General features: G+C 57.4%; 19 protein-coding genes. 6 read left to right on the forward strand and 13 right to left on the reverse strand.

Features of this window, described 5'->3' with window-relative positions:
• Nucleotides 1–47 precede the first annotated feature (47 nt).
• Nucleotides 48–560: a hypothetical protein gene (locus H6G62_RS06555; protein ID WP_190493313.1), complete on the forward strand. Its 513-nt coding sequence runs from the start codon at nucleotides 48–50 to the stop codon at nucleotides 558–560.
• Between the two features lie 15 nt (nucleotides 561–575).
• Here the strand turns inward: H6G62_RS06555 and H6G62_RS06560 are convergent, their stop codons facing one another.
• The 4 genes from H6G62_RS06560 to H6G62_RS06575 form a co-directional block, all read right to left on the reverse strand.
• On the reverse strand, nucleotides 576–1580 hold the full coding sequence (locus H6G62_RS06560) for an NAD(P)H-dependent glycerol-3-phosphate dehydrogenase (RefSeq protein ID WP_190493314.1): 1005 nt from the start codon (nucleotides 1578–1580) through the stop codon (nucleotides 576–578).
• 156 nt (nucleotides 1581–1736) lie between these two features.
• Nucleotides 1737–3407 carry a glycerol-3-phosphate dehydrogenase/oxidase gene (locus H6G62_RS06565; protein WP_190493315.1) on the reverse strand — a complete coding sequence of 557 codons (1671 nt, stop codon included), beginning with the start codon at nucleotides 3405–3407 and terminating at the stop codon, nucleotides 1737–1739.
• 220 nt (nucleotides 3408–3627) lie between these two features.
• A complete protein-coding gene (gene ggpS, locus H6G62_RS06570) occupies nucleotides 3628–5145 on the reverse strand; it encodes a glucosylglycerol-phosphate synthase (RefSeq protein ID WP_190493316.1) in 1518 nt (505 codons plus the stop codon).
• Nucleotides 5146–5314: 169 nt separating this feature from the next.
• On the reverse strand, nucleotides 5315–7081 hold the full coding sequence (locus H6G62_RS06575; RefSeq protein WP_347239300.1) for a metallophosphoesterase: 1767 nt from the start codon (nucleotides 7079–7081) through the stop codon (nucleotides 5315–5317).
• A gap of 271 nt (nucleotides 7082–7352) precedes the next feature.
• Here H6G62_RS06575 and H6G62_RS06580 point away from each other — a divergent pair, with 271 nt between their 5' ends.
• Entirely contained in the window at nucleotides 7353–8216 is an 864-nt protein-coding gene (locus tag H6G62_RS06580) for a hypothetical protein (RefSeq protein WP_190493318.1), read from the forward strand.
• Between the two features lie 91 nt (nucleotides 8217–8307).
• Here H6G62_RS06580 and H6G62_RS06585 read toward each other — a convergent pair whose 3' ends face one another.
• Nucleotides 8308–8511, reverse strand: coding sequence for a hypothetical protein (locus tag H6G62_RS06585; RefSeq protein ID WP_190493319.1), 204 nt, complete (start codon nucleotides 8509–8511; stop codon nucleotides 8308–8310).
• Nucleotides 8512–8918: 407 nt separating this feature from the next.
• On the opposite strand from H6G62_RS06585, the gene H6G62_RS06590 reads away from it, so the two are divergent.
• On the forward strand, nucleotides 8919–9419 hold the full coding sequence (locus tag H6G62_RS06590) for a hypothetical protein (protein WP_190493320.1): 501 nt from the start codon (nucleotides 8919–8921) through the stop codon (nucleotides 9417–9419).
• Between the two features lie 26 nt (nucleotides 9420–9445).
• Here the strand turns inward: H6G62_RS06590 and hypE are convergent, their stop codons facing one another.
• A complete protein-coding gene (gene hypE, locus H6G62_RS06595; protein ID WP_190493321.1) occupies nucleotides 9446–10474 on the reverse strand; it encodes a hydrogenase expression/formation protein HypE in 1029 nt (342 codons plus the stop codon).
• Nucleotides 10475–10652: 178 nt separating this feature from the next.
• Here hypE and pgsA point away from each other — a divergent pair, with 178 nt between their 5' ends.
• Nucleotides 10653–11189: a CDP-diacylglycerol--glycerol-3-phosphate 3-phosphatidyltransferase gene (gene pgsA, locus H6G62_RS06600; RefSeq protein WP_190493322.1), complete on the forward strand. Its 537-nt coding sequence runs from the start codon at nucleotides 10653–10655 to the stop codon at nucleotides 11187–11189.
• A 104-nt stretch (nucleotides 11190–11293) separates the two neighbouring features.
• Here the strand turns inward: pgsA and H6G62_RS06605 are convergent, their stop codons facing one another.
• The 3 genes from H6G62_RS06605 to arsS all read right to left on the reverse strand — a co-directional run bounded on the left by H6G62_RS06605 (nucleotide 11294) and on the right by arsS (nucleotide 14487).
• On the reverse strand, nucleotides 11294–12997 hold the full coding sequence (locus H6G62_RS06605; protein WP_190493323.1) for an MBL fold metallo-hydrolase: 1704 nt from the start codon (nucleotides 12995–12997) through the stop codon (nucleotides 11294–11296).
• A 41-nt stretch (nucleotides 12998–13038) separates the two neighbouring features.
• Nucleotides 13039–13161 carry a hypothetical protein gene (locus tag H6G62_RS28270; protein ID WP_263974869.1) on the reverse strand — a complete coding sequence of 41 codons (123 nt, stop codon included), beginning with the start codon at nucleotides 13159–13161 and terminating at the stop codon, nucleotides 13039–13041.
• Nucleotides 13162–13452: 291 nt separating this feature from the next.
• Entirely contained in the window at nucleotides 13453–14487 is a 1035-nt protein-coding gene (gene arsS / locus H6G62_RS06610; RefSeq protein WP_190493324.1) for an arsenosugar biosynthesis radical SAM (seleno)protein ArsS, read from the reverse strand.
• A gap of 167 nt (nucleotides 14488–14654) precedes the next feature.
• On the opposite strand from arsS, the gene H6G62_RS06615 reads away from it, so the two are divergent.
• On the forward strand, nucleotides 14655–15179 hold the full coding sequence (locus H6G62_RS06615) for a DUF2396 family protein (RefSeq protein WP_199324790.1): 525 nt from the start codon (nucleotides 14655–14657) through the stop codon (nucleotides 15177–15179).
• A gap of 159 nt (nucleotides 15180–15338) precedes the next feature.
• Here H6G62_RS06615 and H6G62_RS06620 read toward each other — a convergent pair whose 3' ends face one another.
• From H6G62_RS06620 to H6G62_RS06635, 4 genes are all read right to left on the reverse strand, one after another.
• Nucleotides 15339–17123 (reverse strand): autotransporter outer membrane beta-barrel domain-containing protein, encoded by a 1785-nt coding sequence (locus H6G62_RS06620; protein ID WP_190493325.1) that lies wholly within the window; start codon nucleotides 17121–17123, stop codon nucleotides 15339–15341.
• Nucleotides 17124–17428: 305 nt separating this feature from the next.
• The gene (locus H6G62_RS06625) at nucleotides 17429–19108 is read right to left on the reverse strand and encodes a hypothetical protein (protein WP_190493326.1); all 1680 of its coding nucleotides are present in this window, start codon (nucleotides 19106–19108) and stop codon (nucleotides 17429–17431) included.
• 98 nt (nucleotides 19109–19206) lie between these two features.
• Nucleotides 19207–20643 carry a PP2C family protein-serine/threonine phosphatase gene (locus H6G62_RS06630; protein ID WP_190493327.1) on the reverse strand — a complete coding sequence of 479 codons (1437 nt, stop codon included), beginning with the start codon at nucleotides 20641–20643 and terminating at the stop codon, nucleotides 19207–19209.
• A gap of 353 nt (nucleotides 20644–20996) precedes the next feature.
• Nucleotides 20997–21884: a precorrin-6A/cobalt-precorrin-6A reductase gene (locus tag H6G62_RS06635; RefSeq protein WP_242051855.1), complete on the reverse strand. Its 888-nt coding sequence runs from the start codon at nucleotides 21882–21884 to the stop codon at nucleotides 20997–20999.
• A gap of 354 nt (nucleotides 21885–22238) precedes the next feature.
• On the opposite strand from H6G62_RS06635, the gene H6G62_RS06640 reads away from it, so the two are divergent.
• The gene (locus H6G62_RS06640; RefSeq protein WP_199324791.1) at nucleotides 22239–22760 is read left to right on the forward strand and encodes a hypothetical protein; all 522 of its coding nucleotides are present in this window, start codon (nucleotides 22239–22241) and stop codon (nucleotides 22758–22760) included.
• Nucleotides 22761–22763: the final 3 nt, after the last annotated feature.

Consider the following 22763-nt stretch of genomic DNA (forward strand, 5'->3'; position numbering starts at 1 on the left):
CCTAAACATCAATAGTTCAACTTATAACCCCAAGCGAGTCAGCACGAATGGATGATTGGTCTAAACAAATTTTGAATGCCTTTAGCGATGCGGTGCAGGAGTTTGCCCAACAGCTCTCCCAGGACACCGAGCACTGGCTGGAGGACTTGACCTATCAAATTTCCCAAGCCTCAGATCCGTTGGTGCAGGCAGCGGATGAATGGGCTGAGCAGGTGCAAGATGCCCTAGAGCCGGAAATTGAACGCCTGATTGACGACCTCAACCAGGTGATCCAGCCCCTAGAAATTACCATCACCCATCAGGTTGATGAGGTGGCCGAACAACTGGACACCCTGATCGAGCCGATAGTGGCCCGCCTGCTGGATCTAGACCCCTGGCCGGATCGAGTGTCGGCCCCCATCAATAGCGTGATGGAGCCGATGCTTCAGGATCATCCCGCCTGTGTGGGTTGCCGCAATTTCTACGGCCAAGCCCATGGTGGCAATACCCTCGTCTGCGCCATGCATCCCTTTGGCCCCGATGAGGATCGCCATTGCCCCGACTGGGAAGGGTTTTATTAGTTTTTTAATCGTCGTCTATTTGTCGGGCTGAAGCACTTGTTGATAGTCTTCGGCCTTCAGTTTGCGTTCCATCAGTTCAGCGACGGCTTCTTCGGCGGAAATGTCGCCTTTCAGTAAGCGATAGACCTGCTGGGAAATGGGGGCCGAAACCTGTTCCCGCTGGGCGATGGTCATCAACACTTTGGCCGTATTCACCCCTTCGGCAGTGCTGCCCAGTTCGTCGAGAATTTGGTCGAGGGATTTGCCCTGGGCGAGGCCATAGCCGACGCGATAGTTACGGCTGAGGGGACTGGTGCAGGTGGCGAGCATATCCCCCAGGCCAGAGAGGCCCAAAAAGGTTTCGGGTTGTCCGCCCAGGTGGGTGCCAACGCGCATCACCTCCGGCAGGGCACGGGTAATCAGGGCCGAGCGGGCGTTGGAGCCGAGGTTTAGCCCTTCGCAGACGCCGACGGCAATGGCGATCACGTTTTTAAGGGTGCCCCCCAGTTCGGCCCCCAGGGGGTCGGTGCTGCGGTAGGTGCGGAAGTTTTCCGACGCAAAAACGTGCTGTACGGCCTCGGCGGCGGTTTCGTTTTCGCAGGCAATCACCGTGGCGGCGGGAAGGCCCTGTTCAATTTCCTTGGAGAGGTTGGGGCCAGATAGGACGGCGACCGCATGGTTGGGAAAGGCGTTTTGAAAAATGCGGGAAGGGGTCAGGGTAGTTTCGGGATCTAAGCCCTTGGTGGCCGTCACTAAAATGGTAGTTTCAGGAATATTGAGTTCCTTGAGTTGACTAACTAAATCCGGCACACCCTTCATAGAGATAGCAGAAATAATCACTTCAGCCCCATCAACGGCTTCTTTTAAGGAGAGGTCGCCGCTCCGAGACCACATTCTGACCTTGTGATCGTTGCTATTGGCAATGTGGGCCAGGGCACTGCCCCAAGCCCCACTACCGAGGATGGTCAGCGCAATTTGGCGATGCTTATAGGACTCGAAAATATCATTGGTAGTTTGGATGGTGGGAAGGGTGGCAGTCATGGTAATTGGGGATTGGGGATTGGGGATTGGTAATTGGGGATTGGGGATTGATGCTAGGGCGTCCTGTGGTGCGTCCGTACGAAAACTTTGGGATGGCTTAACCTATACCTAAATTTTGCCTTTTGCTTTTTCCTTCTGCCTTTTGCCTTTTACCTTCTAGGCTTCTTGCAGCGCGGCCTCCTGTCCTAGGGCATAGTCGGGGATGCAGTTGGTTTCCATAAACCGATGGTACGCCTGGATGTTGCGGTCACAGCGTTCCTCGTCCCAACCGCAGTGGTGGCGGAGGACTTGGGCGACGGTGGGCAGGGCGGGAAAGCCGTAGTCGTGGTGCATGGACAGGGTGGTGCGGCGGCGCAGGATATCCACGAAGGTCTGGGCCATTTCGGCCTGGACGGCGAAGACGATCTGGGCTTGGATGTCGGGATAGTCGGGGTGGATAGGGTGGGCGAGATCGGGAGATTCATCCACCAGGGCCAGCACTTGGGGGGTTAGGGCACCGTAAATACTGAGTAGGTGGTTAAGGATGGGGGGCGCGATGCGATCTTGGTAGCGCTCGGTGAGGGGGAGCACCTGGGGATCATCCAGGCGCAGGGCACCGGGTAGGGGGCGGCGGTGGGTGGGGCTGGGGGGCACGGGTTCGCCGCGTTTGCGGAAGGTGGCATCGACAAATTCTTCCCCCACCTGGCGATGGGTGGTGAGTTTGCCACCGATCAGGGAAATTAGGTTAGTGGCACCCTCCCGACTGTGGTCGTGGAGAATGTGGGCGCGGGTGATGCTGCCTGCTTTTTTGCCCTCGGCGTAGGGTAGGGGACGGATGCCGGAGTAGGTAAAGCGCACGTCTGCACGGGTGAGGTGGGCGGCGGGTAGGACACGGTTGGTTTCGGCAATCAGGTAATCCACCTCGGCGTCATCGGCTTTGATCGGGTCTAGGGGGCCGTTGTAGCGTTCGTCGGTGGTGCCGATCAACACTTGCCCCAGCCAGGGCACGATGAAGAAGGGCCGCCCATCGGTTTTCGCCTCCACATACAGGGCCGAATCCGGCGCACCGGGGAAGCGATCCACAATAATATGACTGCCCTTGGTGCCGCCAATTTTGCGCCCTTGGCTCAGGGGCGATTCGCTGAGACCACAGACCGCATCCACCCAGGGGCCGGAGGTGTTGACCACCACGGTTTTGGCGTGGGTTTGCACCTGGGCCACCTCCTGACCCAGAACATCCCGCACCGTCAGCCCCACAATCCGCTGATCCTGCACCTGAATATCGATGACTTCGGCATAGTTCAGCACCGTAGCTCCGGCCTGCTGGGCGTCTAAAATATTTTCCCAACATAGCCGCTCGGCGTATTCCACCTGGGCATCGTAGTATTGGGCGGCTCCAGCCAGGTCGTCGCTGTCCATGGCCCGAAATAGCTGGCGGGTGCTCTGGCGCGACAGCATCCGGTGGTTGGGCAAGGATTTGTCGTAGCTCAGTACGTCATACAGCACCATTCCGGTTTGGATCACCCGGTAGTGGCGCGACCCGCTGCGATAGATGGGAATCGTCATCTGCACGGGTTTGACCAGATGGGGCGCATTTCGCAGTAACACTTCCCGTTCATGGAGGGATTCGCGCACTAAATGAAACTCAAAATATTCCAAATAACGCAATCCGCCATGCACTAACCGGGTAGACCAACTGGTGGTGCCCTCGGCAAAATCGCCCTTTTCAATGAGTAGTGTTTTAAGCCCTCGTAGGGCCGCATCCCGTGCTGTGGCCGCACCATTAATGCCGCCGCCAATGATGATTAAATCGTAGGGCTGGGTGGCAATGGCCTGAAAGTTTCGCATGGATGGTTAAAGGTCTTTTGTTAGCGGTAAATTACCTGTCGTTGCCTTAAGTCTAGCCCTCACCCCCAGCCCCTCTCCCAGGGAGGAGAGGGGAGCCGGAAACAGCCTCTTTCAAAGTCCCTCTCCCATTGGGAAAGGCATTTAGGGTGTAGACGCGGAGCGGTTTCTCCTTGAGTAGGCATCTCCAGGGTTCAAGCTGGATGAGGTCGATGATGCTCGATTACGCCAGAGCCAGTTCCTTCTCGGATTCTGTGCCATCGGCAATGCCGACGGCGTTGGCTTCCCGGAACATGTGGTTGGCCCACTGCTGTACGTCGTAGCGGGTGATGGTGGTATGGAGTTTCTGCATTCGGCGGCGCTGTTCTTCGGAGGACATGGCCAGGGCTTGGTCGATGCAGTCGTCCATATTCTTGTCAGAATAGGGATTGGTGAGGATGGCTTCGGGTAGTTCCACCGCCGATCCCGTGAATTCCGACAGTACGAGAACGCCGTCTTCTCCATTGTGGGCAGCGATGTATTCCTTGGCCACCAGGTTGAGGCCATCGCGCAGGGGCGGAATCCAGGCAATGTCAGCGGCCTTGTATAGCGCCATCAAATCATCAAAGGGAATTGGCTCCGTGAAGAGGGAAATGGGGTTCCAAGTAAGGGTGGAATATTTGCCGTTAATTTGCCCCACCAGTTGCTCAATTTCGCTCTGGGCGGTTTTGTAAACCCGCATTCCGGCAGCGGCCTTCACAGCGGTCATAATCAGGTTCACTTTGCCACGCATTTCGGGCCGACGCTCTAGCAAACGCTCGTAGCAGAGCAGCATTTCCTTTGCACCCTTCACGTAGTCCACTCGGCCAGCGGAAACAATTAGTTTGTTATCGCCAATATCGGCACGAATTTTGGCAATGCGTTCCTTCACCGAGGGCTTATTCACCATGTCGTAGATGTAGCCGGGATTCGTGCCCACTGGGAAAGCATCCACATTAACCGTGCGACCTTGGTACTCCAATTTAGTCGTCATATCTGGCTCGGCAAGGGCTGTACCAAAGGGGGTAAAGGCTGCGGGAACAGGCTTACGTTCCACTAGTTTTACATCACGCAAACTGCGGGCGGCAGATACAAAATTTTCCACGTAGCGGGGAATATGAAAACCGCAAAGATCGCAGCACAGTAGGCTATCCACAATCGCCTCGCGCCAGTGCAAAATGTTGAACACATCCGCCGCTGGAAAGGGCGTGTGGTGGAAAAAGGCAATCTTGACATGGGGCATTTTCTGCCGAATGTAGTAGGGCGTTAGCCACAGGTTGTAGTCGTGAATCCAAATCAACGCATCATCAGCCGCTTCTTCACAGGCCGCTTCAGCAAAGAGTTTATTGATGTGCTGAAAGTTCTCCCAGTCTGAACTTTCGTAGGTGAAGTGGGAGGGGAAGGAATGCAGAATGGGCCAGATCGATTCCTTGGCCGTGATGTAGTAGAAATCCTTTACCCGTTCAGCATTGAGGGGAATTCGACGGATAACTGCATTATCACTCCAGCCCTCCATCGTCACCCGGCCTTCAAAGTTATCTTCTTGCCCTGGCTTTACCTGTTTCCAAGCGACCCAAGTACTGCTGTCGGCATTGGCAAAGAAACTTTTTAGCGTCGGCACAATGCCATTGGGGCTTTTCTTTTCCCGGTAGTAGGTCTTGCCATTCTCCACCACCTCATCGTAGGGTTCGCGGTGATAAAGGATGACTAAAGAGGATTTCATGATGTTCACTCCGCTGTAGAACAGGCTGTCGTGTACCGTTAATAGCCTAGGCCACGGGACAGCGCTTGCCATCTGTCAGGGGAGGGATATTCGTGGATTCGCCCTCTAAACATAACCCATGGTTTGGGAGTGATCATGGTCAGGCAACGATAATCGTGCCGCATCGCTCTCAATACACATCGAATTCTAGGGAGAACTCATCAAATTTTACGACGGTGGAGTTGGGTTGGCGGGTATCGAAGTAGTAGCTGCTGACGGTTCCGGTATCTGTGAACAAAATGCTGAAGGCGGTAATGTCGTTACTGGCGATATAGGGCAGGGGCTGCCCATTGTCATCCATTAAGGGAGCAATGGTCGGCGTTATGGGCTCTAAGCCATTGGGATCTCCCTGGGCCACATAGTAGGCCGGGTTAAAGCCTGCCAGTTCGTCCGTGCCCTCGACGGGGGGCACGGGGCGAGCGTCTTCTTTCCAGAACGCACCGTAGGAGTTGCCCACATTAGAGGTCTCAAGGTAATGGGTGCCGATGGAGGACTGGAAACGATTCCACACATGGGAGTGACCGTAGAAGACCAGGTCTACCCCGGCCTGTTCTAGTAGGGGCACCAGGTCGCGGGCAATGTGGTCGGCATCCAGAGGATATTCGTAGCGCACCGCTTTAAGGCTACCGTCTGCTCGACGGTCGTACTGGGCAACGGGGTTGGTAAACGCTGGCATAATGTTGTCCCCCAGGGTGTGGGGCGGATGGTGCAGCATCACTACTTTGTACTTGGCGTTGCGAAAGGCATCGCTGGCCAATTCTTGCTCCAGCCATTGGTACTGAAGGCTGCCCCGCTCGATGGGCTCAAAAATATGCTGCCCGTAGCCCCAGTTCTGGGGAAGGTTCAGGTCGGCTTCTCGTTCTCGAAAACGCCCCCGCACCTCTGGGCCTAGCCCCGGACTACGCCAGATTTGGGTGACATAGAGGGATATTAGACGAATATCCCCTAGGGTAATGGCGTAGTAGCGAGAGGTTTCTTCGGGACGGTTGGGGTTGGGGACCTGGCTCAGGGGCAGGGAAAAGATTTCCTCGTAGGTGTCTGAGTTAAACGAGTTGTTGATCACCCAGCGGCGACGAATCGCATCATCGCCGCTGGGGTTAAATAACTCGGCTTGGGCATTGTACATTTTCATGGCTTCTGCCCTGGGGATGGGGTCGTTAAACTGATCGTTCAACGGTGCTGTTTGGGAAAAGCGTCCCATCACTTCGTGGTTGCCCAAGGCGGGAAATAGGGGGGCATGTTGAATTAGTTCCCCTCCCTGGTACCGTACCGTTCTGCCGTTACGCTCCAGGGCAAAGTCTCCCAAACCCTGGAGGCAGGAAAAGAAGGCGCAACCCCGACTATCGTCAAACCATTCCGAGGCTCGGTCTGGAATATTGACTAGATCCCCCGCCACAAATACAGCATCCACCTGGCCGATGGTTTCCTTCACCTTCTGTAGGTTGGCTGCCGTCATCGGCATACTCTGATGATCGGAGGTGAGCAGAACCTTCATCGGCTGACCGGGCTGGGGAGCAGGTGCCAGGGTGAAAATACGGCTTTCGATCAGGGTGCCATCGTCAGTCCGGCTGGCAACTTTATAGGGGAATCGCTGTCCAGGGGCAAGGTTTCCCACCAGGGCTTCGTGCCGCCAAATGGGGCGAGGCACCGAGAGCGTTAAGTCTTGAAAATCGGGGTGATCAATGTGAGACTTTTCATCCTCGCGGGTGCGGCTTAGGCGGGTGGTGACCGCTACGGCTTGGTTGGGCAAATTCCCAGTGGCATTTTCTGGCGTTTGCCCCGGTTGCCCCCAGCGAACGGTATGCTCGTGGCCTGGGAACTCGGTAAACCAAACCACCCGCACCGAATTATCGGTAGGAAACTGCAAAAACGGATCGGTCAAGAGTTGGCTAGACACAACAGGCGGCCTCCCTTGCGGAGATAATGACACACGGGGCTCGAAAATAATTAACAATGCGGCGGTTAAAACCAAAAGAACGCTCGATACAAGCAGTGTCAGATCGTCTTTGCGCATTACCCCTGACCATCCTTGGTATAAGCCTTTTTACTTAGCCCTATGGTAAGTTACGACAATTAAGAAATTGTCTGTTTGCGGCTAACAAAGGCAAAAATGTGTGGCAGCGTAGAGAGGTTTACTGGCTCAAGCTCCATCGCTTGAGGTGGACCCCATGGCACTTCGCCAGCAACAGAAAACACCGCGATGGTCACCCTGGTTGCAGGGGAGCGGTTTATGTGTGGCCTTTTCGTTGGGGTTGCACTGGGCGGTGCTGCAAATTCCCATGGTCGAAGAACCCACTACAGAAAAATTGGCTTTAGACGCGCCAGGTTCAGAAGTCCCTACTGCAACCATTGATGTGGTGCGGTTGCCCCAGCCTGCCGCTGCTGACCCACCCTCCAAACCCGCGCCAACTGATGAATCCCGCACCAGATCGCCCGCTACCGATTCAGAACCGTCGGCAACGCTAACCGATCCACGACCCTTTGAAACCGAACCCTTGCAGTCAGGAGCGTTAGCCCCCGACCCATCAGAACCCGCATCTTCAGAAGCGCCGGAACCCGCAGAACCCTATCCCTCGGAACCCAACCCATCAGAACCAGATCCTGACCCCTCAGAGCCAGAGCCAACTCCCCCTGGCCTGGTTCATAACAACAAAGCCGCCGAGTTAGTCACCGATACCCGCGACTTTCTGACCTGGTACCTTGCCCAAAACTGGGAAGGGTTTCATCCAGACCCGCCCCTGCCCGCCCGCAAGGAACTCCCTAGGCTACAAGTCCCCTATGAGGGAACGGTCTGTCTGCCGATTCCGCCTGCCCCAGGCCGTCTGGAGATCATTGTGGGCAGTGATGGTCAGATCTCCCGTGCCCCTCGCCTACTCGCCACTACGGGCTACGATGATTTGGATGCCGCCGCCCTCGCCCTCGCTGCCCAACAAAACTTTAGCGAAGCCGCCAACCCTGATGAGTCTAGTCCCACTGTTTACTGGTTGCCGATGGAGGTGCTATACCAAGGGCCAAACTGCCCACCCCCTTAGGGACGGGCAGCCAAGATTAAGTCAAGGCACCTTGCCCCTACCGTTGGGCGGGTTGGATATGGGGGGGATGGTGTCGGATGTGATCCAAACCTCAATCGACTAGGTGGATGTGGCCCGTCCGGACCAAGTCAAACACCTGGTTAATCTGTTGACGATCTTCGGCAGAGAGTTGGCTGCTGAGTAGAGCGGTCGTTAGCTTGAGGTGGTCGCGACGTTTTAGCACCCCTTGGCGAATGGCCTCCGAAACGCAGGGCTCGATGTTTTGCGGGGAACGGCGGGAAGTAGATGACACCATAACGGTTTAACTCTCAAGTCAGAGGAAGATGGCTTGCCGTATATCGTCCTTGGCCCATGGGTCGCGATAGGGAGCTAGGACGCAACCTTAATTTTTGTATCGGGGGCTACGAAATGTATACCTTTAGAATGCCCGGTTGGCGGCAAGAAAGCACAAAAAGCCCATAAAGAGGCGTTAAAGCTTGTATTAAAGCGCAACGGTATCCTCTGCCACGAGGGTAAGACCACGGAAAGGGGCGAGATAGAACACTTAGCTGACTTGTGCTTGCCACCTTGCCTGGATTAGGGTCAAAACAGCTTTTGCTGTACTTTTTGCGTTATTGAGAGACGATCTAAGCCATGAAAAGAGACAGGCTATCAATTCTTACAGGGCTCACCTTAGCCAGCGGAGTAGCCTGGTTAGGTGCGATGCTCCCCCCCTTTACGGCCCTAGCCTCAGTCCCCACCGCTTCGGCGGCTCAGATTCGGCTACCCGATCAGCGCCTTTGCACCTATGTGGGGCCAGCCCCCCGCCAGCGCGATCTGGGTGACCCCATCACCTACGATTGCGGCGATGGCCGGGGATTGCGGGGTGAGGTGCGCATTGACGGCACCTACATGACGGTGGATCGGGAAGGGCGAGAAAATTTTGACCGCGACGCCATCATTGAGAGCGAGGATATTCGATTTTTAATTGCTGAAATTGTGCTGGCCGATGGCACCGTCTGTCGCCATGCTGGGGAAGGGGCGACCTTGGCCTTTGATGGCAAGCGCCTGAACTACACCTGTGGCCGCTCGGCAGGCCTGATTGGCGACATTGAGATCCTGGCCGGGGGACTGTTTGAGGTCGAGAAAGCCGCCCTCCGAGGTACCGAACTGATCGCCAGCGAAAGGGTTCCCATTCGGCGGTTGGGAGCCGTTAGTCGCTAGGTAATCGTCCCGCACCGTCGGGCATGTTAACAAATGCGGGGAAGCTGATCCCCCACTAGGCGGTCGAGGATGCGGTCGCTGCCGAAGGCGGTTTTGAGCAGCACAAAGCCCACGGGCTCGGCCACCACTTCGCCGATAATGTGACTATCGGTTCCGGCGGGGTGGGAACGCATGGCGGCGAGAACCCCTTCGGCCTGATCCGGTGGCACCACCACCACTAGCTTGCCTTCGTTAGCCAGGTAGAGCGGGTCGAAGCCCAGCAGTTCGCACAGACCTTGCACCGCAGGCCGCACGGGCAGGGCGCTTTCCTGCAAGCGAATCCCCACCTGGGAACTGAGGGCGAATTCGTTCAAGACGGTAGCCAATCCGCCGCGAGTGGCATCGCGCATGGCTCGCACCTGGGGGCAGACCTTCAGAATCTCTGAGACCAGACCATTGAGGGGTTGGCAGTCGCTTTCGATGGGGCTTTCCAGGGCCAAGTCCGCCCGCGCCACGGTAATTGCCGCGCCGTGATCGCCCAAAAAACCGTTCACCAGCACCACATCCCCCGATTGCAGCCGATCCGCTGAGGGCGAAATGCCCTCCGGTACGCAGCCCACCCCAGCGGTGTTGATAAACAGCTTGTCGGCGCTGCCCCTGGGCACCACCTTGGTATCCCCGGTGACGATCTGCACCCCCGCCGCCGTCGCCGCCTGGGCCATGCTTTCCACCACCCGCCGCAGGGTTTCTATCGGCAACCCTTCTTCCAAAATGAAGCCGCAGGTGAGGTAGAGGGGGGTTGCGCCTCCCACGGCCAGGTCGTTGACGGTACCGTTTACCGCCAAGGCCCCAATGTTACTGCCAGGGAAAAAGAGCGGATCTACCACGTAGGAATCCGTCGTCAGGGCCAGTCTTCCCCCCGGCCAATCCATCACCGCCTGGTCGTTGAGCGGGGCCAGCAGGGCATTATCGAACCGACGCACAAACACCTCGGCCACCAAATCGGCCATGGCCTTGCCGCCGCTGCCGTGGGCCAGGGTAATGCAAGTTTCCCGCTGTGTTTTTGCCAAACCCATTCAGTCCCAATACGTACGACGTAAGTTTTAGCATGGCAAGCCGTTTCCCGCTATCGGCCAATTCCTGGGCCTTTCTTAATCTTTGTCCCTACCGTGCGTCCACCCAGAGTCATGGGCGCACGGCGGTGTGGCCCTACGGCGTGGGCGATAATGCTTCTACCTGTGTTTTCCCTGTGCCATGAACCTACCCACCTGGATCACCGTGTCGCGCCTGTTGGGGGTGCCGTTGATTTTGATGTTGCTCACCCAGCCCACCCCCTACGAACGGTGGATTGCGGCGGGGATTTTTCTGCTGGCGGCGGGAACGGACTGGTTGGATGGCTACCTAGCCCGCAAACTGAACCAGGTGACGGAACTGGGCAAATTCCTCGACCCGCTGGTGGATAAGCTGCTGGTGTTGGCCCCGCTGCTGGTGCTGGTGGAGATGAATCTTGTGCCCGCCTGGGGGGTATTTTTGATTCTGGCCCGCGAGATCACCATTGCTGGATGGCGCGTGAATCCGGCTATGCAAAGCGGTGGTGTGCCGGGGGCCAACCTCTGGGGCAAGGCTAAAACTGTGGTGCAAATTATCGCAATTACGGCCCTAATCGCGCCCCTACCGGAGGCGTTTGTGCTGCCCAGCCAGATCCTCTTTTGGCTAGCGGTGGCCCTAACCTTGGTCTCTGGGGCGCTATACCTGCTGCCCGCCCTACGTGCCCCGGTAGAAAGTCCTTAAATCGCGTAGTCGCCCGTCTATGGATGCGCTTCATATTTGAATGTGGGCTTCTCTGATGGTGGGCAGTGCCCACGCTACAGTGGCTACGGCTCTCTTTAGGGACGCTAGGCGAAGGCTTCGTCCTCTGGGTCGTCTGTGGTGGTGGAGCGATCAGGAGCGGGGCGATGGGCAAAGGCGGTACAGTGGCCATCGGGGCTGACCTGCATCCCATAGAGTGGGGAAGCGTTACTCCGGCAGCGTCCGCCCTGGAAATGGCGGCAGCGTTGGCAGCTATCGGGTTGTTCGGGGCGATCCTCTGGATCCAGTTGTCGTAACAAATCACGCTGGGTCAGTCCTTTGATTACCAGTTCGTCGCCCTGCCAGCGGGCTTGGATTAGTCCGGTATCGGCCAAGGTACGCCAGCGGGGGTCGGCGATGAGGCGGTCGGGCAGTAGCAGCAAGACGCTGTCATCGACGGCGGTGATTTCCCCCTCAAACAGGGGGTCGGGGGCGGCGGGCTGCAAAAAACGGTCGCCGATGGGAAATTCCACCCGTTTCCCCACCGAGGGCAGGTGAAGCTGGTAGCGGGTGTGCAGTTCCTCTAGGCCCGCCAGGTCGGCCAGGTGGTTGGGGGGGCCATGGACAAAGGCCACATGCTGGGGGCGCAGGTTATGGATCAGTTGGGTGGTGCCCACGGCGTCGCTGTGGGTGGTGAGCAGGTAGGTCTCAAGCTGCACGCGGTCGGTGTCGAGATCGGGGGCGAGGGTTTGCAACCAGGCCAGGGTGGATCCGGGGTCGGCGGCGGGGGACAGGGCCGCTGTGGCCAGGTGGGCGGCAAAGGCTTCGGGTAGCAGCACCGTCCAGGACTGATCCGACGCTTGGCAATAGCGGCTGAGGTCGGCCTCGCGATAGCCCAACACAATGGCGGGGGCCGATCCGGTGGGCATTTCCCCAGGGGCCAGCCGCCGAATGCGGGGCCGCACCCGTTCATCCCAAAACAGGGGCTGGTGGCGGGCAAAGTTTTGCACACTGCTGGGCAGGTAGGGCAACAGTTCTAGATAGCGGTCGCATCCCTCCGCCACCGTGGCATCCACCCACACCGTCACATCCTTACCCGTAAACTGGTGGTGACTGCGCAACAGCATCACCAATTCCTGCCCCTGGCCGAGGGTGGGCACGGGCAACAGGACGGAACGCCCCGCCTGGAGTCGGTCGTAGATGGTTTGGGCTAGTTGATTTTCCTGCTGCCGCCGATGGGGATGGCGAGCGGTGCCAGCGGTTCCTTCAATCATCAGCACGTCGGGCCGCAGCCCCCGCAGGGCTTCCAGGGGCAACCCATCTACCAGGCGGGAATTGGAAATGAAAAAATCCCCCGCATAGAACAAGGTGTAGAGGCGCTGGGGCGTGGTGTAGGTCAACAGCACACAGGCGGCACCGGGCAAATGCCCCGCTGGCCACAGTTGCAGGGTGAGGTCGTCCGTGAGTTGAAGCGGCGTGTTCCAGGGCAAGGCCTGACACAGATGGGGGGGCACCTCGTCGGGCCGATCCAACCAGTTCAGCGGCAACAATTGGGCCGTCACCTCGCTGCCGTAGATGGGCACCTGGGGAAAGGCGCGATGAAAATCCAGCAGACCACGGGCATGATCACTGTGGGCGTGGCTGCACAGCAACAAGTCGGCCCGCTCCACCCGTTCCCGCGCCGACTCTAGAGGGGCCATGGTGGAGAGGCCACAGTCCAGCAAAACCCGCCGTGGCCCTAGATTGACCTCCAGGCACACACCCTCGCCACCGTGGCCTACCCCAAAGGCAAAACAGGATAGTTCACTCACGGCTCCCGATGCCTAAGCCCCATCGTTGCCACCATCACCCCCTAGTGGGCCGACCCGTTGCCGTGGTAGCTGTCGGTGTCGTAGAAGCCGTTTTTGGTGCCAAAGAATAGGGTGGCCACCACGAAAAGCCCCGTCAAAACCGCCAAAACCAGTTTGATATCCATAGGAAATTCGTAAAACGAGGGATAAATTGCGTCTGCTATGCCAAATCCAGCCCGAACAGGGTTGTCCCAACCAGGCTACCCTTCCAGCCAGACTTAGACACAGACTATCCTAGCAAGCCCGCCCGGAAAGCCAATGTAACGGTTTTTGACGCCTACCTGTTCCGCCGCCCCGGCACCGCCCTACCTGGCACTGGTCTCTAAACGTATGATCCTTGAAAGGAGATTATGGGCGAGTTGCTGGCCGCAAAAAATCCCCTACGGCCATATTGTGAACAAAATTATGAACAAAAATCACCTCTCCACCAGCGCTCCGCCACAGCTAGATCCGCTGCCCGCCGTGCAGCCATAGCAATAGGGCCGAGTTTGCACCGTTTGAAGCTGATCCAGCCCCGCCTCGGTGAGTAAATCCGCGACGGTGAAGGGTTGGCCATTGGGTAGGCGGCAGGGCACCCCCTCCATTTGGTTAAAGTCGCAGTCGTAGAGGTGGCCTAGGTAGTCCACGGAAAGCTGGTTACGGCACATCAGGTTGGCCACGGTGGCGGGGTTGTGGTGTTGCGACAAAAATGTCAGGTAGGGCCCATGGAGATCCTGGGTCATCAGCGCTTGTTTAACGCGGCCAATGGGCAGGTTGGTGAGGGTATAGAGCTGGTTGAAGGCAATGCCAAAGTGGGTTTGCAGATAGGCGCGATAGTCTGCCTCTAGCTTGGCCTGGGAGGGGGTGAGGGAAAACTCGGCGGAGCGGGGCACGGGAGGATTGTAGACCAAATCTAGCCGCAGGTTGGGATTTTGCCCATAGCCCAGTTGGTTGAGCCACTGCAAAGCGCGGATGGAGGCATCGTAGACCCCGATCCCCCGCTGCTGGTTGACGTTTTTTTCCAGGTAGCAGGGCAGCGAGGCCACCACCTGAAGCTGATGGCGGGCGAAATATTCCGGCAGGTCGCCATAGCCCGGTTCAAAGAAAATGGTCAAATTGGTTCGCACCATCACGGTTTTACCCACCGCCCGCGCCGCTTCCACCAAGGGCCGAAAGCCGTAGTTCATCTCTGGTGCGCCCCCGGTCAAATCCACCGTGGCCAGTTGCGGATAGCGGCGAATCACCTCAACCAACTGGTCGCACACCATTTCCGAGAGTTCCTCCGTGCGCTTTGGCCCCGCCTCCACATGGCAATGGGTACAGGCCAGGTTGCAGCGCCGCCCCAGGTTAATTTGCAGCACCGTAATGGGCCGCTTGGTGAGGGGTTGGCCAAGCCGCTGATTAAAGGGCGTCACGCCAGGAGCAGCGGATGCGGTGGAAACGGCAGACACAGAGGGGGGAGAGGCAACCATGGGCAAACTCGCGACAAAACGGCACAGTTTCAAAGGAACTATGCCCTATTAGAACCGATTTGGCTGAGAAATGCCGGAGAAAAGACTGTCATCGGCATAGCAGCCACCACAGAAAGGGCTTGGTAGAATACCGTTGGTCATGAGTTAGCAGTCAGCAAAGCATCGACATGGCTAAATTTCCGCGACCGTTCTTCAACGCAGCCCCTCGACAATCCCGAATCCTCACCCTGGAGGGAGGGGCCAGCTACGAATGCCCCGTCTGCCGCCATGGGCAAATCGAGGCCATGGCCCTGATGGATGCCTACGCCTGTAATTTTTGTCGCCACATCCTCGAAGCCAACCTGGATCAACAAACCGTTCACCTGGTAGATGGCATACAACCCATGGGCTGGCGCTGGCAGGGCTGGCGTTGGCAACCCCTCCATCACCCCGCCGCCGACCTCACCCTCACGCTATGGATTGTGGGCCTTGCCCTGATCCTGTTTCCCGCTGGGTTGGTCGTCCTAGGCGGCTATGTGTTCCCACCCCTGGATGAAGCCGATCAGGGCCATTGGTCGCTGGTGTGGGCCAGCATCACCCTGCTCGCCCACACCGCCATGGTGGGCTGGATCATCGCCGAACATTACCAATTGCCCTACTACGTGCTGGCCAAGGTGCGGGTACAGCGGTTATTGGCCCGACTGCCGGGGTAAGGAGCCAGGGAAACGTCGGGTCGCCGTAGCCTCCTGGAATCACCCCGTGATCGTAGAACCGCTATCCTGCGATGCGGGCAAGGTAGCGGTTTGGGATGGGACGAGCGAATTCTAGCCGTTCTTTTAGAAATCGTGATGACACTAGAAATCGTGATGACGCTAGAAATCGTGACGGAGGTTGATGGAGAAGTTGTAGATACTGCTATCAAACCGACCAAGATCCGTGCGGAAAATGATTTGACCCACCGTGTTACGGCTCAGTTCTGCGCTCACGCCAGCGGAGATATCAAACCAGGTGTAATCCACATCGGCCACGGAGGTCATAAAACTCCCCCCACCGCCCACAAAGCGGGCCGTCACCACGGGAGCGGAGTAGCCCAAACGGTGATTGAGCCCAACCCCCACAAAGGGCAGAATGTACCGATCTCCCATGGCAATGGGGTAGGCCACATCAAAGCCCAGGTTGGCCAAGGTGGAGTTGGTGTTGTAACGGTCTATCACCGTAGACCATGGGCCAGCCCCCGTTTCGGTATAGCCATTGACGTGGTTGCTGGTATAGCGCAAACCCAGCGAGGGCTGGAGGAAAAACCCACCTTCCAAAAATACCCAGCCCGTTTCTAGCCCAACGTTAAATTGGTTGCCGCTGGTCGATCCCGTGGCTTCAAGATTTCCTCCAGGGCTCAAAATCGTGCGGCGACTGTTGAAGTTATCAAAACCATAACTTAAAAATCCTGTGGTGTAGCCTCCAGTCCCATACTGGCCTGTGCCATACAGGTTGAGAGATACACTGTCGGCCTCTGCCGTAGACATATTATTTCGCTGACTTCCGGTGCTATAGGCAACGGCTCCGCCTAGAAAAAAGTTCGGATTAAAGGTGTAGTTAGCCCCCGCCATAATAACGTAATTATTAACGTCAAAATCGGGAGTTCCTTGCGCATTTCCCCAGGCCATATCTCCAGAAATAAACGCCGACCAAGGACGATTTACTGATGCCAAGTTGATGTCCGAGTCCTGGGTGATAGGGCTGATTTCAGACTCACGGCCTGAAGCTTCAGCTTTAAATAAATCCGCCGCCGCATAGGCCATCTGATAGGCTGCAACCTCAGACCGAAGGGCATCACTTAACACCCCATTAGCGGGAGTTTGGGCCACCCAATGGGGATTCATCGTGTCGGTCGTGGGCAACCCCTGGAGGTTCAGGCCAGAGAGATCAAGGGTATCCGTTGGCGAAACCGTGCGTGTCGCATTCCGTAGGCGGTCACGCAGTTGGGCACGACCCAGGAGATATCCATAGATGGTTTCTTGACTGCGTTGGCTCAGGGATACTTGGGCCGCAGGTGTCTGAGGTGGCAAAGAATTGAGGAACGCTTGCAAGGCCTGGGGCGAGGCGTCAATCGCCGCGAGTTCCTCTGGAGAGAGCGTCACCAAGACCGCCGCGACCGCCCTCGCAAATTCCACCGATCCAGTATTTGCTAGCGCCTCCAGAATGGCTGAATTGCTGCCGCCAGAGCTAACGTTAGCTTGCAGCCATGCAATGAAATTCGCCTCCGGTTGTTGCAATGCGGCTAGATTAGGGGTCGAGCTTGCTAGGGTGACAAGAATTTGCCCAAAGCTATTCACTAACGCGGGATCGTTAACGTTGGACTGAATCGCCTGGGTAATGGCATTTATTCCCAACGAATCGATCAACGGCCTAATTTGCGACTCCGATGGTAGTGATGTGCCAAAGTTATTGAGAAAGGTGGTAGCACGGGGATCTGTCCAGGGCACAACCTCCAAACCAGGGACGGCAATGCCATCTAGGGGCACAAAACAACTAGAGACACAGTGTAGCGGTGGTAGGGCCGAAAGCTGCCCCACCGCAGGAGGCGCTGTTAGCCCAAGGCTCCCAGCTATGACCACCAAGGATGGCAAAACAGATTTTTGTAAAGACCGTTTCATCATTCATCACTCCTAAAACCCAAAAGTTACACCGTTAACCCTGGACTCACCCTGGTTTAAACACAATAAGCTGGGCAGAATGTGAATTCTGTTGCAAGTGGCTAACGTAACCACGAGACAGTTCAGGTTTCCCCTCTATTGGGGTAACTTAAATCTAGAATATGCAAACCGTTTTAAGCTATAAATCCTATTAAAAGTTTGGATTTGTATTTCAAAAGTTTATACTTCCTAAGGCTGTTCCTCACCAAAATCCTATCAGTAAGAAAATCCAAGACATTGTGTAAAACCTGTCTACGGACAGGAAACGCTCAACGAGGATGTTGTCTCAAGAGTTCTAGGGCAGACAGATAGAGGGTGCCTTGGGGGGCGGTGTCGAAAATGAGGTCTAGGCTGGCGAGGGCGGAGAGATCCACCCCCTGAAACTGGGCTAGGGGTATCCGTACCGAGGTAGGGTAAATGGGCAGGGCGGCGGGGCGGTTGGGGGCATCGAAGGTGTAGAGGGCGGGAGTACTGGGCGGAATTTCCACACGGGCCGCTCGTCCAGCTTGATCGCGCAGGACAACGGCAAAACTGGGGTGAGGGTGGCTGGGGTCGGCAGCGAGGCGGATCTGAAGGGCGCTAAAATCCCGGAAATCCTGATTGGGAATGGGGAAGCGTAGAAATTCGGTGGGGGTATTCCACCGCAACCGTAGCAGGCTAGGGAATTGGGGCTGGGGCCGAGGTAGGTTGCCGCAGGGAGCGAACGTGGGGCAAAGGGTCGTCCTCAGATCGGCGCTGGCTGCATAATTAGGGTGAGTATCTGTTTGCCAGTTGGCGGCGACCTCTAAGGCCGTAAACAGTCGGTGTCGCTGGGTTTCTGGCCAGACTAAATGGGTGATTACGGGCACCTGGGCGATCTGGGCAGGGGCGGGTTGCTGGGCCGCGAGGGCTAGGTTTGTGTCAGGAAAGGATTCAGCATCAAACATCGCGGTAAAAAAGGCTTGGCTGTATTCCGTTAGCCAGGTTTCTTGGGCCACACGCGAGAGGCGCTGGCGGGATTGCTGGGGATTACACAGGGCGGCGTGGTCGGGGCGGCGGTAGTAGTCGTCTTCGCGAACGGCGGCATTAAAAAAGTTGTGGTTGGCCCCCAGGGCCATCACCACCGCCACGGGGGTTTGTCGATCTGGATTCTGGACAGCGGTTTCGGCGTAGTAGAGACTGCTAAAGTCGGTGATGTCGCGATCACAGCCGCCTAGCAGGATGGCCGTGGGCACGTCGGGCAGTTGGTAAATATCGTCCCACTGGGCCAGGGGTTGGCTGCGGGTGGGGGCCACCAGAAGCAACGCCGCAACGGGGCCAAGGCCGTTGGTAATCTGGGTCGGACGGTTTCGAGCTTGCCGAGTGAGGGCATTCAACGCTGCCGCCCCGCCCCCCATGGAATGGCCCAGCATCCCCAGGCGTTCCCAGTCCACCCGGTCGGTGATCTGATCCGTTAGATTCGCCCCAAAGCCGGAATCTTCGCCCCGATGGGCGGTAGCAAGGTGGGTCAGGTGGGCGTCGATAATCGCCTGACTGCGCTGATCCGCCAGGGTGTTGCGCCATTCGGGGATGGCCCCATAGGTGGCAGAAAAGGCGGCGTTGAGGTTAGGCACGATTACCCCAAATCCCGCTTCGACTAGCCCCTGAGCCAAGTAGGCCAAGCCTTGGTCGTAGGCCGGGTCATCGCAGGGCCATTGACTGGGACGATTCAGCGCAAAGTGGCATCCCCCGTGGCGACCGTGGAGCAGCACCACCCAGGGCACGGGGCCATCCCCAGCGGGTAGGCCGATCACCCCCGTTAGCGACACGGGCATGGTGGCCCATGCTGGCTCTACCCCCGTTTGCGTGAGGGCAAGGGTGCCTAGATCGTAGGTCTGGAGAAGGTCGTAGCGGCGGAGATCGACGGTAGACCCCTGGGGCTGAGGGAGATCGGGGGTCTGGGCTTGGCTTGGCGCGACCGCTAGGCCCATTCCCAGGCCCATTCCCAGGCCTATTCCCAGGTACCCCCCCCAGACCAGTCCGGCTAGTCTCCTAGGCCCAATCAGGCTGTTCCTTAGACCCGTGCCCATTAGGCGGCGTCGGGTTTCACCCGCATCACCACGAGGGTCATGTCGTCGTCGTTACTGCGGTCGCCACCAATAAAGCGGTTCAGCAGATCGAAGGTGTAGTTGAGGATGTCATCGGCGGTGGCGCAGTTGCGGCAGGCCCATTGCAGGGCGCGTTCCAGGTTTTCCTCCTCAAACCGTTCCCCGCGAGCGTTGGCCGCCTCCGTGAAGCCATCGGTGTAGAAGATCACGGTGTCCCCCGGCTGGAGTTCCAGGTCGGCTTCGTAGTATTGGGTCGTCATGTCCAGCCCCAGCAGCATTCCCACGGTGTCGAGGCGGGTCATGGTTCCGGTGGCCGCTTTCCACAAAAAGGGCGGATTGTGGGCCGCATTGCCGTAGGCCAATAGGCGACGGGTGGGGTCATACTCGGCGTAGAACAGGGTGACGAAGCGGTTGGAGTTTTCCAGATCGCTGTGCATCACAAAGTTGAGGTTTTGCAAAATTTGGGCCGGAGAATGGCCGTTCAGCACCTCCGCCCGCAACATGCCGCGCATCATGGTCATAATCAACCCGGCGGGCACCCCCTTTCCCATCACATCGCCAATGGCCAAGCTCCACGGAGCCGCCGCCGACAGATCCGATCCGGGATAGCGCAATTGGTCGTAGGTGGTGGGGATGAAGTCGTAGTAGTCGCCGCCGACGCGCTGGGCGGTTTTGCATTTGGCGGCCAAATCCATTCCGGCAATGGTGGGGCACTGGCGGGGCAACAGTTGGAGTTGAATTTCCGCCCCAATTTCCATTTCCCGATCCAGGCGCTCTTTTTTGCGTAGGGCCACGGTTAGCTCGTTGTTTTCGATGGCCACGGAGGTTTGGTCGGCCACCAGACGCACCAGCTTTTGGCGGGTTTCTGTCCAGGCGTAGTCGGGGTCGCGGCTAAAGACGTAGAGTCGCCCCCGCTCCACATTCTGAACAATGATGGCGGTGCCGAAAAGTTGAAACTCGTCCCCCAGGTAGCGGTTCACCTGGTGATCGAGGGAAACCATGGCGTTGCGGGCCATGGTGGTAATGCTGGTATCGGCGGTGGGCTGCAAACTGGCGGTTACCTGGCGGGTGGCCGCTTCCAGGGCCGAGCGCACATTCTGACAATGATCTTCGCTCTGGCAATGGAGCCGTTCTAAACGCACCTGACCATCGGCCCGAAACAACACCAGCGCCCCACCCCCCGCATCGGTGACGCGGCTGGCAATCATGGGAATCAGTTCTAAAAACTGGTTTAGGTTGTTGAGGCTGCGGAGGGCAAACCCCAGGGAACTGAGCAAATCTTGAATTTTGTACTGCTCGCGCTGTAGCCGCGCCACCAACTCCTTGAGGGCAAACACAGGCGGAGCCTCTGGCAATCCGGTGCTGCCAGTGAGGTCAAAGGATGGTGACGAACCCGACGACATGGGAACAGAGGTCATGGACGACTTAGCCAAAACGAATCAACAATGCTGAATGACGGTAGAAAGCAACCCCAGATCGATAGAGCTTCCCTAGGGTACCCCCTGCCTGACTCCACCGAAAGGTCTACGGATTTAAATGGACTTGGATTAGCAGCTTTGGGTTAACACGTTAGCCCACGATACTCCTCACGGCCCAGCCAAGGAAACCTGCCATGCCCGTTCCACTGGCAATGAGCGATAGCCCATAGTAGCGCATAAGTGAAAACCCCGTTCGTGCGCCGATCAATGCCCTCGTGGACTAAGGTGCAGCGGGGTTTTGAGGTCGAGAAACACCCCTCCTGAAAAAACTTGCGGATATTCTAACGGATGAATTACAAAGTGGCGCGTCGTTTTTGCCCCTGCCACCATTGACCACACCAAGCCACCATCTCCTCTAGACTGTGACTCACCGCTGGATAGACCAACCGAGGCCGTTCAATCACCACCAGCGACACCCCCAACCGCTCCGCCACCCGTCGTTTGGTGTCCTCACCCCCCGGTTGTCCAGAGGCTTTCGTAATCACCGTGGTTATGCCCCACTGTTGCCAAAGGGCCTGCTCCAGGGCTTCACCAATGGGAGGACGCAGGGCGATCAACCGTTCCGGGATAAACCCCGCCGCTAGGGCCGCATCCAACGCCACCGGGGAGGGCAAAATCCGCGCAAACAGCGTCGCCCGATCCTGCCAGGGCAAGAAGGCCGACAACCACCGATAGCCCAAAGTTAACAACACCCGCTGCTGAGCCAAAACCTCCGCCGTCAGGGCCGCTTCCAAATTCGGCACCCACAGCGGTTGCCACGATCTTGTGCGATCTTCTGATGATGTGCATTCTAACGGCGTGGGATCTGAGGGTTCAGGGATAGCATCTTGGGATAGAGGTCGCTCGTAGCGCCAGTAGGGAAGCTTTAGATCAACAGCCTGGGCCATCGCGCCTTGGGAAATCTCTACTGCAAAGGGATGGGAAGCATCAAGAATCGCGCCAATCCTCTGGGCTTGGATAAAGTCCCCCAGGGTATCCGTGGCCAATGCCCCAACCCGCACCGTCAACCCAAGCCGCTTAGAATAGGCCCGCCTTGCCGCCGCCGTCGTCACCGTCACCAGACAGGGAACCCCCAACCGCACCAGTGTCTCAGCTAAGGTCACGGCCTCGCTGGTGCCGCCAATCAGCCATAGCCTAGGAGTTGGGCCACGCCCTTGGGGGAACAGTTCACCGTCACTCAAGGGCCACCACCCATCAAACAGACCTCATGATTGGTTGGAGCCGATTGCCTAGCCATGGCAACCTCCTCAGCCCAAGCCTCTACACACGTCTATATATTACAGGCCACGTTTATCCAGGGGAGTCCGGCCCTGATGTCGCGATAGTTCAGGGATATCGGTCATTTCTGTGAAGAATTGCGCTATATCACCACAGACCTGTGACAATTTCTGACAAAGCCCATTGGGCTTTTTAGGATTAGTAGTATAGGTCTCTTTTTATACTTAGGCATCTATCCCATCAACCCCTGATTCATCAACCCCTGATTCATCCTTCCCTTGTCCTCTACCTCCCTATCGCTACAACAGGTGTGAACCATGAAACTCTATTTCTCTTCACCATTAAAAACCGCCGCTCTAGGGCTCTTAGGTCTAGGCATCGGGCTTGGGTGTCTGAAGGCAGGCACCGTCATTGCCCAGGCTTGGCCGAATTGGGACGGTACCCCTCTCTATGGAGAGATTGACCTATGGTCAGGGTTTGAGCCCGATCCCTACATCGTGGATGTCTTGGCTGGCGGCAGTACCGATGTCAACAGCTTGAGCCTAGGCCCAGGCTGCACCGGGTTTATTACCGCTGAACAGCCCGACTTTCGGGTGCAGTATGAAGCGGGCAACTATCCCCTCAGTTTCCTCGTCGAGTCGGCGGCAGATACCACCCTCGTCATCAACGCGCCCGATTCCCAGTGGTATTGCAACGACGACTTTAATGGGGCCAACCCCATGGTGATGTTCGACTATCCTGAATCGGGTCAGTACGACATTTGGATCGGCCACTATAGCGACGGTTCCACCCACGAGGCCACCCTTGAAATCACGGAATATAACCTCATGGGCTATTGATAC

Origin of the sequence: Phormidium sp. FACHB-1136 (assembly GCF_014697375.1) — a bacterium.
Classification (GTDB): Bacteria; Cyanobacteriota; Cyanobacteriia; order Phormidesmidales; family Phormidesmidaceae; genus Nodosilinea.

Excerpts from the sequence above, each read along its gene's own strand:
- H6G62_RS06585 (WP_190493319.1), bottom strand. The coding sequence starts at position 8,511 with ATGGTGTCATCTACTTCCCGCCGTTCCCCGCAAAACATCGAGCCCTGC.
- pgsA (WP_190493322.1), top strand. The coding sequence starts at position 10,653 with ATGAACCTACCCACCTGGATCACCGTGTCGCGCCTGTTGGGGGTGCCG.
- H6G62_RS06560 (WP_190493314.1), bottom strand. The coding sequence starts at position 1,580 with ATGACTGCCACCCTTCCCACCATCCAAACTACCAATGATATTTTCGAG.
- ggpS (WP_190493316.1), bottom strand. The coding sequence starts at position 5,145 with ATGAAATCCTCTTTAGTCATCCTTTATCACCGCGAACCCTACGATGAG.
- H6G62_RS06555 (WP_190493313.1), top strand. The coding sequence starts at position 48 with ATGGATGATTGGTCTAAACAAATTTTGAATGCCTTTAGCGATGCGGTG.
- H6G62_RS06620 (WP_190493325.1), bottom strand. The coding sequence starts at position 17,123 with ATGATGAAACGGTCTTTACAAAAATCTGTTTTGCCATCCTTGGTGGTC.
- H6G62_RS06625 (WP_190493326.1), bottom strand. The coding sequence starts at position 19,108 with ATGGGCCTAGCGGTCGCGCCAAGCCAAGCCCAGACCCCCGATCTCCCT.
- H6G62_RS06630 (WP_190493327.1), bottom strand. The coding sequence starts at position 20,643 with ATGACCTCTGTTCCCATGTCGTCGGGTTCGTCACCATCCTTTGACCTC.
- hypE (WP_190493321.1), bottom strand. The coding sequence starts at position 10,474 with ATGGGTTTGGCAAAAACACAGCGGGAAACTTGCATTACCCTGGCCCAC.
- H6G62_RS28270 (WP_263974869.1), bottom strand. The coding sequence starts at position 13,161 with ATGGATATCAAACTGGTTTTGGCGGTTTTGACGGGGCTTTTCGTGGTG.
- H6G62_RS06615 (WP_199324790.1), top strand. The coding sequence starts at position 14,655 with ATGGCTAAATTTCCGCGACCGTTCTTCAACGCAGCCCCTCGACAATCC.
- H6G62_RS06640 (WP_199324791.1), top strand. The coding sequence starts at position 22,239 with ATGAAACTCTATTTCTCTTCACCATTAAAAACCGCCGCTCTAGGGCTC.
- H6G62_RS06590 (WP_190493320.1), top strand. The coding sequence starts at position 8,919 with ATGCTCCCCCCCTTTACGGCCCTAGCCTCAGTCCCCACCGCTTCGGCG.
- H6G62_RS06565 (WP_190493315.1), bottom strand. The coding sequence starts at position 3,407 with ATGCGAAACTTTCAGGCCATTGCCACCCAGCCCTACGATTTAATCATC.
- arsS (WP_190493324.1), bottom strand. The coding sequence starts at position 14,487 with ATGGTTGCCTCTCCCCCCTCTGTGTCTGCCGTTTCCACCGCATCCGCT.
- H6G62_RS06580 (WP_190493318.1), top strand. The coding sequence starts at position 7,353 with ATGGCACTTCGCCAGCAACAGAAAACACCGCGATGGTCACCCTGGTTG.